Source organism: Lysinibacillus sp. NPDC056185, from assembly GCF_047737915.1.
GTDB lineage: Bacteria > Bacillota > Bacilli > Bacillales_A > Planococcaceae > Lysinibacillus.
The window spans coordinates 98,636-115,378 of record NZ_JBLLLQ010000006.1; the positions used below are offsets into that span (position 1 = coordinate 98,636).

14 protein-coding genes and 1 other annotated feature are annotated in these 16,743 nt (G+C 39.9%); of the genes, 12 read left to right on the forward strand and 2 right to left on the reverse strand.

The annotated features are described in order from the left end of the window. Positions 1-160 precede the first annotated feature (160 nt). Positions 161-1,849, reverse strand: coding sequence for a methyl-accepting chemotaxis protein (locus ACMZ42_RS08320; RefSeq protein WP_415731139.1), 1,689 nt, complete (start codon positions 1,847-1,849; stop codon positions 161-163). A 319-nt stretch (positions 1,850-2,168) separates the two neighbouring features. Continuing rightward, positions 2,169-2,515, forward strand: a binding site (T-box leader). Positions 2,516-2,849: 334 nt separating this feature from the next. On the opposite strand from ACMZ42_RS08320, the gene ACMZ42_RS08325 reads away from it, so the two are divergent. From ACMZ42_RS08325 to ACMZ42_RS08365, 9 genes are all read left to right on the forward strand, one after another. After that, positions 2,850-4,223 (forward strand): chorismate-binding protein, encoded by a 1,374-nt coding sequence (locus ACMZ42_RS08325; RefSeq protein WP_415731140.1) that lies wholly within the window; start codon positions 2,850-2,852, stop codon positions 4,221-4,223. Next, the gene (gene trpD / locus ACMZ42_RS08330) at positions 4,223-5,254 is read left to right on the forward strand and encodes an anthranilate phosphoribosyltransferase (protein ID WP_415731141.1); all 1,032 of its coding nucleotides are present in this window, start codon (positions 4,223-4,225) and stop codon (positions 5,252-5,254) included. The genes ACMZ42_RS08325 and trpD overlap by 1 nt, the downstream gene beginning before the upstream one ends. Continuing rightward, entirely contained in the window at positions 5,251-6,042 is a 792-nt protein-coding gene (gene trpC, locus ACMZ42_RS08335; RefSeq protein ID WP_415731142.1) for an indole-3-glycerol phosphate synthase TrpC, read from the forward strand. The genes trpD and trpC overlap by 4 nt, the downstream gene beginning before the upstream one ends. Beyond that, the gene (locus ACMZ42_RS08340; RefSeq protein ID WP_370075407.1) at positions 6,039-6,653 is read left to right on the forward strand and encodes a phosphoribosylanthranilate isomerase; all 615 of its coding nucleotides are present in this window, start codon (positions 6,039-6,041) and stop codon (positions 6,651-6,653) included. The genes trpC and ACMZ42_RS08340 overlap by 4 nt, the downstream gene beginning before the upstream one ends. Then, positions 6,653-7,861 carry a tryptophan synthase subunit beta gene (gene trpB / locus ACMZ42_RS08345; protein WP_415731143.1) on the forward strand — a complete coding sequence of 403 codons (1,209 nt, stop codon included), beginning with the start codon at positions 6,653-6,655 and terminating at the stop codon, positions 7,859-7,861. The genes ACMZ42_RS08340 and trpB overlap by 1 nt, the downstream gene beginning before the upstream one ends. After that, positions 7,861-8,652, forward strand: coding sequence for a tryptophan synthase subunit alpha (gene trpA, locus ACMZ42_RS08350; RefSeq protein ID WP_370075405.1), 792 nt, complete (start codon positions 7,861-7,863; stop codon positions 8,650-8,652). The genes trpB and trpA overlap by 1 nt, the downstream gene beginning before the upstream one ends. Before the next feature lie 143 nt (positions 8,653-8,795). After that, on the forward strand, positions 8,796-9,089 hold the full coding sequence (locus ACMZ42_RS08355; protein ID WP_415731144.1) for a hypothetical protein: 294 nt from the start codon (positions 8,796-8,798) through the stop codon (positions 9,087-9,089). Between the two features lie 92 nt (positions 9,090-9,181). Beyond that, positions 9,182-11,500: a single-stranded-DNA-specific exonuclease RecJ gene (gene recJ / locus ACMZ42_RS08360; RefSeq protein WP_415731145.1), complete on the forward strand. Its 2,319-nt coding sequence runs from the start codon at positions 9,182-9,184 to the stop codon at positions 11,498-11,500. Positions 11,501-11,533: 33 nt separating this feature from the next. After that, entirely contained in the window at positions 11,534-12,046 is a 513-nt protein-coding gene (locus ACMZ42_RS08365; RefSeq protein ID WP_415731146.1) for an adenine phosphoribosyltransferase, read from the forward strand. Positions 12,047-12,217: 171 nt separating this feature from the next. On the opposite strand, the gene ACMZ42_RS08370 is transcribed toward ACMZ42_RS08365, so the two are convergent. Continuing rightward, entirely contained in the window at positions 12,218-12,664 is a 447-nt protein-coding gene (locus ACMZ42_RS08370; protein ID WP_415731147.1) for a MarR family winged helix-turn-helix transcriptional regulator, read from the reverse strand. A gap of 217 nt (positions 12,665-12,881) precedes the next feature. Here ACMZ42_RS08370 and ACMZ42_RS08375 point away from each other — a divergent pair, with 217 nt between their 5' ends. The 3 genes from ACMZ42_RS08375 (at position 12,882) to ACMZ42_RS08385 (ending at position 16,728) form a co-directional block, all read left to right on the forward strand. After that, positions 12,882-14,138 (forward strand): MFS transporter, encoded by a 1,257-nt coding sequence (locus tag ACMZ42_RS08375; RefSeq protein ID WP_370075400.1) that lies wholly within the window; start codon positions 12,882-12,884, stop codon positions 14,136-14,138. Positions 14,139-14,723: 585 nt separating this feature from the next. Next, positions 14,724-15,815: a carbohydrate kinase gene (locus ACMZ42_RS08380; protein WP_370075399.1), complete on the forward strand. Its 1,092-nt coding sequence runs from the start codon at positions 14,724-14,726 to the stop codon at positions 15,813-15,815. 4 nt (positions 15,816-15,819) lie between these two features. Continuing rightward, positions 15,820-16,728, forward strand: a complete 909-nt coding sequence (locus ACMZ42_RS08385) for a pseudouridine-5'-phosphate glycosidase (protein WP_415731149.1) — start codon at positions 15,820-15,822, stop codon at positions 16,726-16,728. Positions 16,729-16,743 lie beyond the last annotated feature (15 nt).

Here is a 16,743-nt window from a genome sequence, read left to right on the forward strand (position 1 = left end):
GGCATAATTGCGTCCGGAGACTATAACTTTTTCAATAAATGTCTATTTGTACCGAAAGCGTAGCGGCAGGAAATAATTGTAACTGCCGTTTCACTTACGTTACATAAAACAATTGTAGCTGACGCTTCGCTTTCGCTACCAAAACAATTACTGAAAGAAGTTAAAGTTTAAATTGCAGAAGTAATGCTTGGAGTTGCTGAGCGTTATTGCTTAATTCCTCAGCTACCTCATTCACCTGCTGCATTGTTGCAGCTTGCTCTTCTACTGCTTCAGCAATGATTTGTGAGTTGCTAGCAGAAATACTCGCACCATTTGCAATTTCTGTTACAGAGGCAGCTACTTCTTCAGCACTAGCTGAGATTTGTTCCGAAGTGGCTGAGATATCTTCAATTTGGTCAGTAAATGTTTGCACAGACTCTGTAATAGAATCGAATGCATCACCGGCCTCATGAATTTTTGCTACACCATCCTGCACAGATACTAATCCTTCATGCACAGCAGTGGCAACGTTTTTTGTATCCGTTTGAATTTCATTTGTAAGGGCGACAATTTGGCCAGCAGATTGCTTGGATTCTTCAGCGAGCTTTCGTACTTCATCTGCTACAACCGCGAAGCCTTTGCCGTGCTCACCAGCTCGTGCTGCTTCGATGGCAGCATTGAGCGCCAGTAAATTTGTTTGTTCAGTAATAGCCGTAATTACTTTTGTAATTTGCCCGATTTCTTCAGATTGCTTACTTAGCTTTTGCGTTAAATCGGCAATTCGTGTAGTTGACTCAGAAATTGTATCCATCTGCTCCTTGGCATTCGTAATAGTTTCCCCCCCGGTATTAGCAAGCTGTGTCATATTTATAGCATTGTGATGCAAATTTTGAGTAGCCTCAGCAATTCGTTGTACACCAGCAGCTGTTTCATCCATAGCTAGAGCACTTTGTTGAGAGGCACTAGCAGATGAAGTTAGATGGTTTGACGTGTCTTGTACTCGATGTGAGATGTCGCTTGAAGTTGTTGTCACTTCCACAGTGCTAGCGGAAAGCTCTTCAGAAGCGGCAGATAATTGTGTCGCGTTGTCCTGAACATTTTTAAGTAGTACAGATAAATTCTGTTTTAACGCATTCACTGCATTGGCAAGTGTACCAATCTCATCTTTTGAGTTATGTTCAAGCTGAGCAATCGTTAAGTCACCGTGTGCTAACGTATCGGCTGCATTAATCACTTTATGAAGCGGTTGAATGATGGAGCTTTTTACAAAATACATAAAATATAAACCAACAATTGCACTTAAAACAAGTAAGGCAATAGAAATAATAATAGCTTGTGCAACTGTTTGGACAACACTACTTTTAACCTTTTGCAGCTGTTCATCATGATAGTTTAATAAATCATTTGTCAGTGTGTAAATTTCTTTGTTGCTTTTTGTAACTTCTCCATTTATGTATGATAAAGCTAAATCTGTATTTCCACTATTAAATGCTTGCACTGCTTTATCAGAACTTGTTAGTAAATCTTGCTGTAATTCGGTTACTTGCTTCATAATATTTTTTGTGTAATCGGAACGAACAATGCCTGAAAGTTCTTGGATTGTTTCTGGTAATTGTTTTTCATAACGTTCTAAATTTGATTTTGTCGTCTCATCCTTACTATTCAGAATATAGGAACGTAAAAAAAGCCCCTGTGAGGCAAGCTGTTGCTGTATTTCCTCTGTTAATTCAATTTGCACGATTCTGTGATCAAGTACCTCTACTATATCTCCTTCAACTGACTTAAATTGAAAAAATGCAATAATACTTGATATTAAAAGTAAACAAGTGAGTGAAATAAAACCTATATTTAGTTTTTTTCGAACGGACATATTCGTTCCTACCTTCTTTAATGTATTAGAGAATCAATGGTCTGAATTTACTATAACTTGATATTTTTACAAGGTCAATACTTGATAAATTCTCAAAAGTAGGTAGTTTAATTCCCTTTTTTGGTGCAGATAGAAGGTGATTTTTCCTATTATATAATTTCAAAAGTCCTTTCAACATTTTCCTTTTTCTCTGAATTGATTGACAATTTTCATAGCTTGGCATAAAATAAGGCTAACTTTTTTGTTCGATACAAGGTAGTTGGTCTCGGGAGCGAGGTCAGCCTTAGAACAGATGAGCTGAGTTTAGATGAGAATAGCTGAGAAATTGTTGAATAAGAGTAGTAGCGTAAGTGTGCAATTTAGAGAGTCAGTGGCTGGTGCGAACTGATTTGTAGCTTATGTGAATGGACTTATGAGAGTCGCTAATTATCTTCATCCAGTGGGTATACAAACACACCTACTGAACGCCGGATGTTATTACGCCAAGGCGGACTTGATAATAGCGAACGGATTCCCCACGTTATAGGGGGTGCTTCGACTTAGACAAATCTTTTTACATTAATTAAGAAGATATGTCAATTTTACTGACGAACTAAGTTTGAGCACATAAGGGAGAGCAAATATGCTCTAATATGAGGTGGCAACGCGGTCATGATCGTCCTCTGCAATTAGGAAAAATCCTATTTGCAGAGGACTTTTTTTATTGCTTCTATTTGCATGGGATGAATGCTCCGAAGATATTACTAATAAATTTGTAGACATTATCGGCGGTGGTTAGGTCAAAAAAAGAAGGACGCCCCCTGGGAGCTTTGCTCTGTGCGAAAGCGAAGCGCCAGCAACAAATGTTTTATCTGTGCGTCAGCGGCAAAGAGCCCAGCCGGAACGGAAATCAACCCTACGCTATGATGATGATCCTTTTTATTCAACAAAAAACGATTCAGCAGCTAAACATTTGTAAGTCAAACAATAGTGGGTTTTTTAGAAAAGGAGCTTGGTAATTATGCAATCGACGAGTTCAAGAACAAAAATGAAAACCATTAATGCTGATTCTTTAACACCGATTTTAATTTTTAGACGCCTACAAGGGAAGCGTAAATTTTTACTTGAGAGTTCAGCACAGCATGAGGGAGCAGGACGTTTTTCTTTTATTGGTGCTAATCCAAGAAAAACGTATAAAGGCTATGGAGAGGAGATTCAGGAATATTCATATAAGACTGGAAACACCTATACACATAAGGGCGATATGTTTGTTTTATTGAAAAGATTAATGCCGCGTATATCCAATACGACACAATTCCCGTTTTCAGGAGGAGCTGTTGGTTATATTGGTCATGATGCAACAACGATTTTATCAACTGCTCAGGATAAAGTGCAGCTCCCAGATGTGCATTTCCATGTGTATGAGACGGTCATTGTGTTTGATCATGTAACAGATGAGGTTACTTTGATTCACACAAATATCGATGCAGAAAAAAAAGAACCAAATTTAGAAGAGTTGGCAGAGCAACTTTTAAACGGTAGGGAGGATGAGGATACAACTTGTAGCTATGAACCTTTTGAATCGTCTACGAATGAACAATTTGCAAATTCTCTTACATCTATCAAGGCTATTTTAGATGAAGATATTACAAGAGTCGTTTTATCAAAGTGTTTTTTAGCAAATTTACAAGGAGATGCTTTCGCTTTATATCGTCAATTGCGTAAAAAACATCCTGCTCCGTATATGTATTATGTAGAGTTTGAGGATCATGTTGTTTTAGGAACATCTCCTGAAAGCCTAATTCGTGTAAAAGGTGAGCGTGTGATTGCAACACCAACAGAGGGGACATATCCAAGAGGTTCCACAAAAGGTGAAGATTTAGAACATGAACGAAAGCTCTATGAAAACACAAATATTAGGAAGTCACATGCTGTACTTGTTTCTGCCGTGCGACAAGAGTTACAGTCTGTGTGCTTCCGAGATTCCATTCAAGTCATTGAGGCGATGAGAATTGAACGCTCAAAGCATGCATTACACATGGCATCGAGAGTCGAAGGGCAAATATTACCGATGCTCCATGCACTGGATGTATTAGCTGCGACGTTACCACCTTTTGCATCAGCAAGTATGCCAAAAGAACAGGCAAGGGACTATTTTGGGAAAACTAATCAAGTTACGGAGATATTTAGAGGAGCTCTTGGATTTATTGGTTTTAACGGTCATCTTGATTTTGCTTTAACAGGGAAATCCATTGTCATAGAAAATGAAACGATGCATCTGCAAACAACTGTAACGGTGACCAAATACACAAATGTCGATGAAAGTTTAAAACAAATAGAAGAGGACCAACAGGAATTTTTACAGCTACTTGAAAAAGAAGGAGGTCCACATTAATGGATGGTATTCGTCAAAAAATACAACAACGAGAGCATTTAATGTATGAGGAAATGCTAAAGGCAGCAAAATGGATGTTCCAAGATGACACACCGAAGGAAGAAATTGCAAGCTTTTTAACAGCATTATCTGTTAAAGGTGAAACAGCACATGAAGTAGCGGCATTAGCTACCGTTATGCGTTCCTTTGCACTAGACGTACCAGCAAAAGCTGGGATCTATATGGATAATTGCGGAACCGGTGGTGATGGTCTTAATACATTTAATATAAGTACGGCTTGCGCCTTTGTGTTAGCAGGGGCAGGTGTCAAAATGGCGAAGCACGGGAATCGCAAAATTTCTTCGGCATCCGGAAGCTCTGATGTTTTGGAAGCACTCGGTATTCATACGAATATTTCCATTGAGCAAACTGTTGAGCTGTTAGAGAAAGAAGGAATAGCCTTTTTATATGCTCCAAATGTGCATCCAAAATTAAAGCGAATCGGCGAGGTACGTCGGGCACTAGGCAAGCCAACTATATTTAATCTTGTCGGTCCACTTACGAATCCAGTGCCTTTATCGACGCAATTTACCGGCATTAACCGTCCGAATTTTGTCATGGAGTATGCTTCGGTATTACAAATGCTCGGGCGTGAACGTGCAATGGTCGTTTCTGGGCCACTAGGTTTAGACGAGGCGTCACTAGCTGGCCAAAATACTTTTGTCTTAGTAGATAAAGGAGACTTGATTCCTTTTTCTTTAACTCCAGAGGATGCGGGTCTTAGCTATGCACCAATAGAGGCCATTCGTGGAGGCAATGCAGATGAAAATGCCGCTATTATGCGTAAATTATTAGCTGGTGAACAAAGTGCTTACTTTGACACGGTTTTATTGAATGCTGGTATTGGGTTGTTCAGCTATGGAATTTCTGAAACTGTTAAAGAAGGTGTAGAAATGGCGAAGGATAGTATTTTTAGCGGTCGTGCCCTTCAAAAATTAGAGGCAGTCGTCACTTATAGTGAGCATATTAAAAGAGTGGAGGTCCAACAATGAATATCTTAAATAAAATTCTCGAACAAAAAAAGATTGAAGTTAGTGCTTTACTTGAACAGCCCGACCCGTTAGCTAATTTTACAGAAAATCTGCGTCCGTCATTATTTGAACGATTGAGAAAAGCTGAAACATTACAGGTTATTTCTGAAATGAAGCGTGCTTCCCCTTCAAAGGGGCTTATCGCAGAAGGGGCAGACCCAGTGGCGCAGGCAAAAACTTATGCAGAAGCTGGAGCAGCGGCCATTTCTGTTTTAACAGATAAAAAGTTTTTTAAAGGCTCCTTTGATGATTTAGCTGCAGTTGCAAATGCTGTTCAAACGCCACTTCTTTGTAAGGACTTTATGATCGATCGTGTGCAAATTCGATTTGCAAAGGCATCAGGTGCATCTATTATTTTACTAATTGTAGCCGCGTTAACAGATGAGGCATTACGCGATCTATATAGCTATGCAACAGGCTTAAATCTAGAGGTCTTAGTGGAGGTGCATGATTTAGAGGAGCTTGAACGTGCTATTGCAGTGGGGGCCAAGCTAATTGGCGTCAATAACCGTGATTTACGTACCTTTGAGGTGAGCCTGGAACGGACACGTGAAATTGCAGAAGCTTTTCCGTTCGAAGGAGAGAAAGTATTAATAAGTGAAAGTGGGATTTGGACGCAAGAAGACGCTAAAGTAGTGGCAGCCATGGGGGCTAGTGGCGTTCTTGTAGGTGAGTCATTAATGCGCAGTGGTGATGCAGGTACTGCGCTAAAAAGTTTACAGGTCAATAAGGTGGGGGCATCTGTATGACGAAGGTAAAAATTTGTGGACTGAAGGAACAACAGCATGTGCAGGCAGCGGTAGAGGCAGGAGCGGATGTAATTGGTTTTGTCTTTGCACCAAGTAAACGACGAGTGACGGTTGAACAGGCACAGCAATTAGCCAAACATGTGCCAGAGGGCGTTTTAAAAATCGGTGTTTTTGTTAATCCAAGCGCAGCGGAATTACGTACAGCGGTAGAAAGCGTGCCATTAGATTATGTGCAATATCATGGGGAAGAATCTCCGGAGTTTATTCGTCAGCAAGGTTATCCAGCCATTAAAGCTTTATCCGTAAGAGGTATTGAAGATGTTCAGGCTGCTGCTAACTATGATGTAGACTATTACTTATTTGATGCACCAGGGACAGATTTTAAAGGTGGCAGTGGTCACACGTTTGATTGGACCCTCTTAGAGATGGTAGGGATTCCACGAGAAAAGCTAATTTTAGCAGGTGGTTTGCAAGTTGAAAATATTGAAGAAGCAGTATCACTTGTGTCGCCATTTATGGTAGATGTATCGAGTGGCGTAGAGACAGACGGTGTAAAAGACATAGTAAAAATAAACGCATTTATACAGGCAGTGAAGAAGGGAAGAGTATAATGGTAAATTCAATTGCAAATAGTGTACCGACAAAGGAAGGGCGTTATGGGAAATTTGGTGGACAATTTGTTCCGGAAACATTAATGACAGCTTTGTTGGAATTAGAGGCGGCCTATGATGAGGCAATGAATGATCAAACATTTACTGAGGAATTGGCCTATTATTTACAACAATACGTTGGCCGTGAGACGCCATTGTATTATGCAGAAAATTTAACAAAAGAGCTAGGCGGCGCGAAGGTTTATTTAAAACGTGAAGATTTAAATCATACTGGAGCCCATAAGATTAATAATGCGATTGGTCAAGCGCTTCTTGCAAAACGAATGGGCAAAAAGAAAATAGTGGCAGAAACAGGTGCAGGGCAGCACGGGGTGGCAACGGCAACTGCATGCGCATTATTGAATCTTGAATGTGTTGTATTTATGGGAGCGGAGGATATAGAACGTCAACAATTGAATGTCTTTCGCATGGAGTTACTCGGTACAAAAGTGGAGTCTGTAGAAACAGGTTCAAAAACATTGAAGGATGCTGTCAATGCAGCACTGCGCTACTGGGTGACAAATGTTGAAGATACTCATTATATTTTAGGCTCAGCTTTAGGACCACATCCATTCCCAAAAATCGTTAGGGATTTCCAGCGTGTAATTGGCGTTGAAACTAGAGAACAGATTTTAGCTAAGGAAGGGCGTTTACCAGATGCAGTCGTTGCTTGTATAGGTGGAGGTAGTAATGCAATCGGTATGTTCCATCCTTTTGTCGACGATGAAACTGTAGCGCTATACGGAGTAGAGGCTGCAGGCAGTGGCATTGAGACAGGAAAGCATGCAGCAGCAATCGCTGGTGGACAACTAGGCGTTTTACACGGTGCATACATGTATTTATTACAAGATGAAAATGGCTTTGTGCAAGAGGCACATTCTATTTCAGCTGGTTTAGATTATCCAGGGAAGGGCCCGGAGCATTGTTATTTACATGATATTGGGCGTGTTACATTTGATGCGATTACAGATAGTGAAGCACTTGAGGGTTTGCAGTTACTGTGTAGAACAGAAGGTATACTACCTGCGCTAGAAAGCTCTCATGCCATTGCCTATACAGCAAAACTTGCGAAGACAATGTCTACAGATGACATCATTGTTGTGTGCTTATCCGGCCGAGGAGATAAAGATGTTCATACTGTTCGTAAAGCATTAGGAGGAGATATGTAATGACAACACTACAGCAGGCAATTGAACAAACGAAGATCGCTGGTAATAAAGCATTTATACCATATATTATGGCGGGCGATGGAGGACTGGAAACTTTGAAGCCAACGATCCTGAAGTTACAGCAAATGGGTGTAACGGCCATTGAGGTTGGGATACCGTTCACGGATCCTGTAGCAGATGGGCCTACGATAGAGCAAGCAGGTGAACGGGCTTTAGCAGAAGGTGTGACATTACGTAAAGTGCTAGAAGCATTAGCTTCATTTAAAGAAGAAATTCAAGTTCCGTTAGTTGTTATGACTTATTTTAATCCTGTTTTAGCTTTTGGGTTAGAGTCTTTCGCGAAGGCTTGTGTAGCGGGGGGCGTTAAAGGATTAATCGTTCCTGATGTACCACTTGAAGAAAGTGCCGTTTTACGTGACACATTAAATCCTCAAGGTATCGACATCGTTCAACTTGTATCGTTAACAAGTCCTCCAGAGCGAATTGCACGTATCGCGGCTGCTAGTCAAGGCTTCGTTTATGCTGTGACAGTCAATGGAATCACAGGGGCTCGCACAAGCTTTGCAAATGATTTACATGATCATTTTGCTCGCTTACGTGAAGCAAGTCAAATACCAGTACTAGCTGGCTTTGGAATTTCAACACCCGAGCAAGTGGTTAGCATGGGGGCACTTAGTGATGGCGTAATCGTTGGTAGTGCGATCGTGACAGCATTGCATGAAGGTGATTTAGATAAGGTTGAAGCATTAGTATTTGCTTCAAAAGGTGTGTTTCAGAAGTCTACTCTTTAATGGAGTAGGCTTTTTTCTTTTGAGACTGGTATCCAAGGCTTTGACGGTTCCATCCGCGACTTTGGTGGCTCTATCCACGACTTTGAGGTTCTACCCATGAATTTGGCGGCTCTATCCATGACTTTGAGGTTCTACCCAAGGCTTTGACGGTTCTATCCACGACTTACTGTTCTAACCACGACTTCGGCTGTTCAATCCACGATTTTGGATGTTCTATCCACGACTTCGGCTGTTCTAACCACGATTTTGGATGTTCTATCCACGACTTCGGCTGTTCTAACCACGATTTTGGATGTTCTATCCACGACTTCGGCTGTTCTATCCACGACTTCGGTTCTTCTAACAACGACTCTGACGGTTCTAACCACGACTTTGACTCCTCTATCTGTCACTCTGACTTCTATCCTTCGAGTAGTTTAGTAAAACCAACGGATTGAATTGAAAATCTAATGGATAAAACTATCATTCTGACAAATAGTGCGGATAGGTTAGATTTTCTGTATAATAGCCTACGTAAGGAAGTGAAAAGATGATTCTATCGAAAAAGAGATGGCAGGTAGAGCACCCAGACGCTAAGCTTGTCCAAACATTACAAAATGACCTACAACTTTCTGCGATTGCAGCGAAAATTTTAGCAGCTCGAGGCTGCGAAACAACTGCTGACGCAGAGAGCTTATTAAATATGACAGAAGCAAGTATCCATGATCCGTTTTTAATGCATGGTATGGCAGAAGCTGTGGCACGTATAGAGCATGCGCTTGAAAACGGAGAGAAAATCCTTGTATTTGGCGATTACGACGCGGATGGTGTCTCAAGCACGACAGTAATGCTGAATGTGTTGCTTGATCTAGGTGCCGATGTATCGTTTAAAATACCGAATCGTTTTATTCATGGCTATGGACCGAATGAGGTGCTATTTCGTGAAGCACATGACGAGGGTGTTCAGCTAATTATAACAGTTGATAATGGTATTTCAGGCATTGAACCGATTCGAATTGCGAAGGAACTAGGTATGGATGTTATCGTTACAGATCACCATGAACCAGGCGATGAATTACCACCTGCCGATATTATTTTACATCCTCGTATACCAGAAGGACATTATCCATTTGGCGATCTTGCAGGTGTAGGGGTAGCTTTTAAGTTAGCACATGCTCTATATGGAGAACTGCCAACGCAGCTATTTGAATATGTAGCTATTGGAACAGTAGCGGATTTAGTACCATTAGTTGATGAAAATCGCTACCTAGTAAAACGAGGAATAGAAGAAATGCGCCGTTCACTCAGCCCTTGGGTACAAGCAATGTGTGAAGTAGCCAGTGCAGAGCAAGCTAAAATTAGCGAAGAAACAATCGGTTTTTACTTTGGACCGCGCTTAAATGCTGTTGGTCGTCTAGGAGAAGCGGCGCCAGGTGTAGAGCTATTAATGGCTGAGGATAATGCTAAGGCAATAGCAATAGCGAAACAGCTTAATACGTGTAATAGTGAGCGCAAAGATATCGTAAAAAGTATTACAGATGAGGCCATTGCTCTCATTGAATCAGATAAAAAGGTTGGGGAGTCACTCGTTTTAGTTATTGCTGGAGAAGGCTGGAATGCTGGAGTAGTAGGAATTGTCGCATCTCGTCTTGTCGAGCTTTATTATCGTCCAACAATTGTACTTTCACTAGACCATGAAAAAGGAACAGCTAAAGGTTCAGCCCGTAGTATAGAAGGGTTCCATTTATATAATGAATTAGCGAAAAATAGAGACATATTACCTCATTTTGGTGGGCACCCTATGGCAGCGGGGATGACATTATCTATTGAGCATGTGGATGAATTAAGATCACGCTTAGATGCTCAAGCGAGAGCATGTTTATCAGAAGAGCAATTGACACCTGTACTCAATATTGATATACCACTAAAAATGGATGAAATTTCAGCAGATGCCATTGAAGAGATTTCAACGCTTGGTCCATATGGTACTGATTTTCCGAAGCCTGTTTATGTGCTCGAAGATGTGGAGATATCCTCCATGCGAAAAATTGGAGCAGCGGAAAATCATATAAAAATAGAATTGACGGATGGCTATGAAAAATTAGATAGTGTTGGATTTAATAAAGGACATCTACACGACGAATTAACATATGGAATTAAAGTTTCATTTACAGGGGATTTACAAATTAACGAATGGCAAGGACGTAAAAAAGCACAATTTATGATAGAAGATGTCCAAACGACTGAATGGCAATTATTTGATATTCGTGGTATTCGCCAAACATCCCGCTGGTTAAATACGGTCCCAAAAGAGGAGGCAACATTTATCGCCTTCCGTTCAGAGACGATTACCTATTACCAGTCGCTAATTGGTGTACCAATCCTAGCAGTAGATCCTACGCTTTCAAATGTAGAGCAAAGCAATTATATCGTCCTACTGGATTTGCCACAAAATGTTCAAATGTTAGAAAATGTCTTACGGAAAACAGCTCCTTCCCGTATATATGCACATTTTTACATGCCTGATTCTCAGTACTTCAATGGATTGCCTACACGTGAGCAATTCTCCTGGTATTATAAGTTTTTGAAAAATCGCCCTGCCTTTCCATTAAATATGCATTTGGCTGAATTAGCTAAACATACAGGTTGGCCGTTAGATGCATTAAAATTTATGACACAGGTGTTTTTTGAACTTGATTTTGTTAAAATGGAGAGTGGACTGACGACTGTCAACGTGAATGCACCAAAACAGGCACTTACAGAGGCACCGTCTTACAAACAGCGTTCAGAACAGATTGAAATGGAGCAGAAGCTAGTATATGCCCCTTATATAGAATTAAAACAATGGTTTGATGAACGATTACATTAATATACGAATAAGTTTCGTAGGAGGAGCAATAACATGGATTTAAAGCAATACGTAACAACGGTTGAAAACTGGCCGAAAGAGGGCATTAGCTTCAAAGATATTACAACAATTATGGATAACGGTGCTGCATACAAATATGCAACAGACCAAATTGTAAGTTACGCAAAAGAATTAGGTGCTGAAATTGTGGTAGGTCCTGAGGCTCGTGGCTTCATTATCGGATGTCCAGTTGCTTATGCGCTTGAAATAGGTTTTGCGCCTGTTCGTAAGCCAGGAAAATTACCACGTGAAGTGATCAGTGCTGACTACGGTCTTGAATACGGTATAGATACACTAACAATGCATAAAGATGCGATTAAACCAGGTCAAAAAGTATTAATCTGTGATGACTTACTTGCGACTGGTGGTACAGTTGAAGCGACAGTGCGTTTAGTTGAACAACTAGGTGGTCAAGTTGTTGGCTGTGCCTTCCTAATCGAGTTAAAAGAGCTGAATGGTCGTGCAAAAATTGGCGACTTAAACATAAAAACACTTATTGAATATTAATGTTTTAGTTGATTAGAGTGAAGGCTGGACGCCCCCAGGAAAGCGCCCAGCCGGAACGGAAATCAACCCCTCGTTTTGCCGAAGAGCTATACTTAATTGACATAATCAACATGCAGAATCCATTTTGATCAATCATTTTCAAAATGGATTCTTTTGTTTAGGTTCGTTTATTTATTCTTCATCATAAGATTGAATTATTTTTTGAATAGTTTTCAATGTTTCATAAAAGTCCTCGTACTTCTCTATGCCGATATCATTGATAATTCTTTCTTGGATATCTTGCCAAATTGGAGCAGCCTCGTTTAATTTTTCAACCCCTTTATCAGTTAGTGTAATGACCTTTGCTCGAGCATCTTGCGGATCTCTTGTTAAATCTACATAGCCATTTTGCTTTAACAAGTTAATATTACGTGTAATGGTTGTTTGATCGAGTAGCAAAATTTCACCTAGTCGACTTATGGAAACTGATTGTTGATGATCGATATTTGCTAGCATTGAGTATTGAGTAACTTTTAAGCCAGTGGGCTGTAGTAATTTATCATACAATTGTGTCACGACTCGTGTTTTTTTTCGAAGGTTTGCACATACACATATTTGTGTGTAATCTATATTATTCATTGCTCCGTACCCCTTTTCGAGTTGGTTCAATATAATAGTAGCCCTATTGATTTATTTTGTTAAGTTGGAAAATGTTTCTTGACAGTAATAAAAGTGATTACTAAGATTATATATGTATATACATGTTTCCGAAAGGCATTTACTCCAGTAATATATGCATATACATGTATTGAGCTGCAATCTTTTAAAAATTTTTTTAAGAAATGAAGGTGTCAAGATGAAACGTATTCATTATAGCTGGTTTATTTTAGTCGTAACCTTTTTCTCAATTATTGTTGCAGGGATTACAATGTCATCATCAGGGGTATTTATAGACTCCTTTGAAAAAGAATTTAATTGGGATCGATCTTTAATTGCCTTAGCTTTTGCAGTGAGTCTATTTTTATATGGTTTTTCGGGTCCTTTTATGGCGGCATTACTAGAAATAGCGGGTTTAAAGAAAATGATGCTAGGTGCGATGGCTACATTATTCATTGGCATGATGCTTACGCTTTTCATGACTCAATCATGGCAGTTAATCGTTATATGGGGCGGTATTATTGGTTTAGGAGCAAGTCTTTTTTTAACGGTGTTAAGTCCGTATGTAGCCAATCATTGGTTTGTGAAAAGTAGAGGGTTGGCAGTTGGGATTTTAACGGCGAGTACTGCAACAGGGCAGTTAATTCTCTTACCCTTATTGGCGATTATTATTGAACATTATTCTTGGCGATGGGCGATTGGATTAATTCTCATTTTAAGTATTGTTATGTTCATCACTATTTCAATATTTATTAAAAATAAGCCACAGGATATTGGGATTCTTCCTTATGGAATGGAAGAAGATTTAGAAATGCAACAAGAGGATCATAAGAAAAATCCGATTAGTAATGCTTTTAATGGTTTATTTGAGGCAATAAAGAAGAAAGAATTTTGGTTATTAGCGGGAAGTTTTTTTATTTGTGGACTTTCAACTAGTGGATTAGTGGGTACTCATTTTGTTTCATACTGTATTAGCTTTGGTGTCCCTTTCGTAACCGCTGCATCCTTTCTTTCTTTTATGGGAGTGTTTAATCTTGTAGGCACTACTTTATCAGGGTGGCTGTCTGATCGTTTTGATAATCGATGGTTATTGTTTTGGTATTACCTTTTAAGAGGAACGTCTCTCCTTTTACTTCCATATGCATTAATGCAAGGGTCGTTCACTTTACTGACAATCTTTACAATATTTTATGGATTAGATTGGATTGCAACAGTGCCTCCAACGATCAGTATTTCTAGACAAATTTTTGGTACAAATAAAAGTGGCATTATTTATGGGTGGATTTTCGCATCTCATCAAGCAGGAGCTGCAGTTGCTGCCTTTGGTGGAGGCCTCATCTATAAGTTTTTCAATTCATATACTTGGGCCTTTTTCCTTGCTGGGATGTTCTGTGCATTGGCAAGTTTATTTGTCATCATCGTGAAAAAACAAACACCTTATCATGCCAATACTTGATAATTAGCTACTCGCTTTGCTTAAGGTGAGACTCTTGTTGCTATCGTCGTTTCTTAAAATTTTATCAACGATTGGCATTTTACAGCAGTGAGCCGTTCCTCCGAATTTGTTGTTGCTGCGCTACGCTTTCGCACAGAAAATATTTGTTGCTGCCGCTACGTTACACTTCGCTTTCGCACAGAAAATATTTGTCCAGGTTATATTGGAATTCGCCGCTAAAAGTGTAAGTTGCGCCGCTAACCAAGCAAAGAACGCCGCAAACCCCCGAAATTGCGCCGCCTACCAAGTAAAGAACGCCGCAAAACCCCGAATTTCCGCCGCTATCGCTTTCACGCAGATGAGACCCTGAAGCGGCTCATTGGGCGCCCACAGGAAAGCGCCCAGTTGGAACGGAAATCCCCCCTCGTTATACCGAAAAGCCATACTTTATTTAACACGACACCTTAATTTCATTGAAGCAATAGTTATCACAACAAAAAGTTGAAGCCAGTATCATATCGCTTTCAACTTTTTTTATTAAAAAATTTTTTGACATCAACCAAACAAAAGTTTATAATGTAAACAAATATAATAAAAGGTGATGCTATGAATGAAAGAGAACAGGCGGTCCTTGCATTAATTCGCCAGAATCCGTTTATGTCTCAGCAAGAGATGGCAGATAAGATGAAGCTATCTCGACCAGTCCTTGCTAATTTAGTGTCGAGCTTAACGAAGCAAGGGAAAATTGTAGGTCGTGCATATATTTTGCCTGAGGAAAATGAAATTATTTGTATCGGTGGAGCCAATCTTGACCGAAAATTTCATGTAAAAGGGAATGTCCAATTCGGTACTTCCAATCCTGCTAGCTCTTCATTTAGTGTAGGTGGTGTTGGCCGAAACATTGCTGAAAATTTAGGTAGATTAAATCATCAAGTAACATTGCTGACTACTGCCGGCAAAGATGCTGATTGGCAAGTGATCCAAGAAGCTTCAGAGCCATTTATGAATTTACGTTATGTGGAGCAGCTACCTGACGCTTCGACGGGTTCCTATACTGCGGTTATGGATGAGCAGGGCGAGCTAGCACTAGCAGTAGCAAATATGGAAGTATATGATCTTTTATTGCCAAGTTTGCTAAAAAAACATGAGGCAATGCTCATGAATGCGGGCTGCTTTATTATGGACTTAAACTGTCCAAAAGAAACAGTTGCTTACATACAGCAGGTTGCGATTGCCCGTGACATTCCATTTGTCATCGTACCGGTATCTTCGCCCAAAATGAATCGATTACCGGATACGTTACAAGGGGTAACATGGTTTATTTGTAACACAGATGAAGCTGAGACGATTGTAGGTCATAAAATCGAAAACTCAGCACACTACGAAAAGGCTTTACAGCAACTTCTTACATTAGGTGCTGAACATGTAATTATTACAGCGGGTAGCAAGGGTGTGTATGCAGCTTCCACTACAACGAAGCCAAGTCATTTTACAGCTAAAGCTGTAGAAAAAATTGAAGATGTAACAGGTGCAGGAGACGCCTTTGTCAGTGCTGTAATCCACAGCTGGCTTACTGGGCAATCCTTTGCAACATGTATTGATGCAGGCTTAACGAATGCCAAAAATACGCTTGCATCCCCATATACAGTAAGACCTGAGCTATCAGTTGATTTGTTAAACAATGAAATGGAGGAATAACAACATGAAAGAATTCATCGTATTATCAGAAGAAGTAAAAGCAGGACAAGCAAAAGGCTTACCAATCGTAGCATTAGAATCAACAATTATTTCACACGGAATGCCATATCCACAAAATGTTCAAACAGCACGTGAAGTGGAACAAATTGTTCGTGATAATGGTGCAGTACCAGCAACTATTGCATTAATCGATGGTAAAATTAAAATTGGTTTATCAGATGAAGAACTTGAAATGTTCGGTAATGCTCAAGGCGTAGCAAAAGCATCTCGTCGCGACTTAGGCTATCTTTTAGCATCAAAAAAATTAGGAGCTACAACTGTAGCTGCAACAATGATTTGTGCGGAGCTAGCTGGTATTGAAATTTTTGTAACTGGCGGTATTGGTGGCGTACACCGTGGTGCTGAAACAACAATGGATATTTCAGCAGATTTAGAAGAATTAGCACAAACAAATGTTGCTGTAATTTGTGCGGGTGCTAAATCAATTTTAGATATTGGTTTAACTTTAGAATATCTTGAAACAAAAGGTGTACCAGTTGTTGGATATGGTACAGATGAGCTACCAGCATTCTACACACGTCAAAGCGGTTTTGATGTCAACTTCAAGATTGATACACCAGAGGAAGTGGCAGAAATGCTACGTGCAAAATGGCAATTAGGCTTAAAAGGTGGAGCTGTCATTGCTAACCCAATTCCAGAGTCTGAAGCACTTGAGCATTCATTCATTACAGGAATCATTGAAAAAGCTTTAGTAGAAGCAGAAGAAAACGGTATTCAAGGTAAAAACGTGACACCATTCTTACTTGGAAAAGTGAAAGAATTAACAGAAGGTAAAAGCCTGGATGCCAATATTGCATTAGTAAAAAATAATGCAGTAGTTGGGTCAAAAATTGCTGTAGCGTTTAATAAATAAGTAACAACTATGATA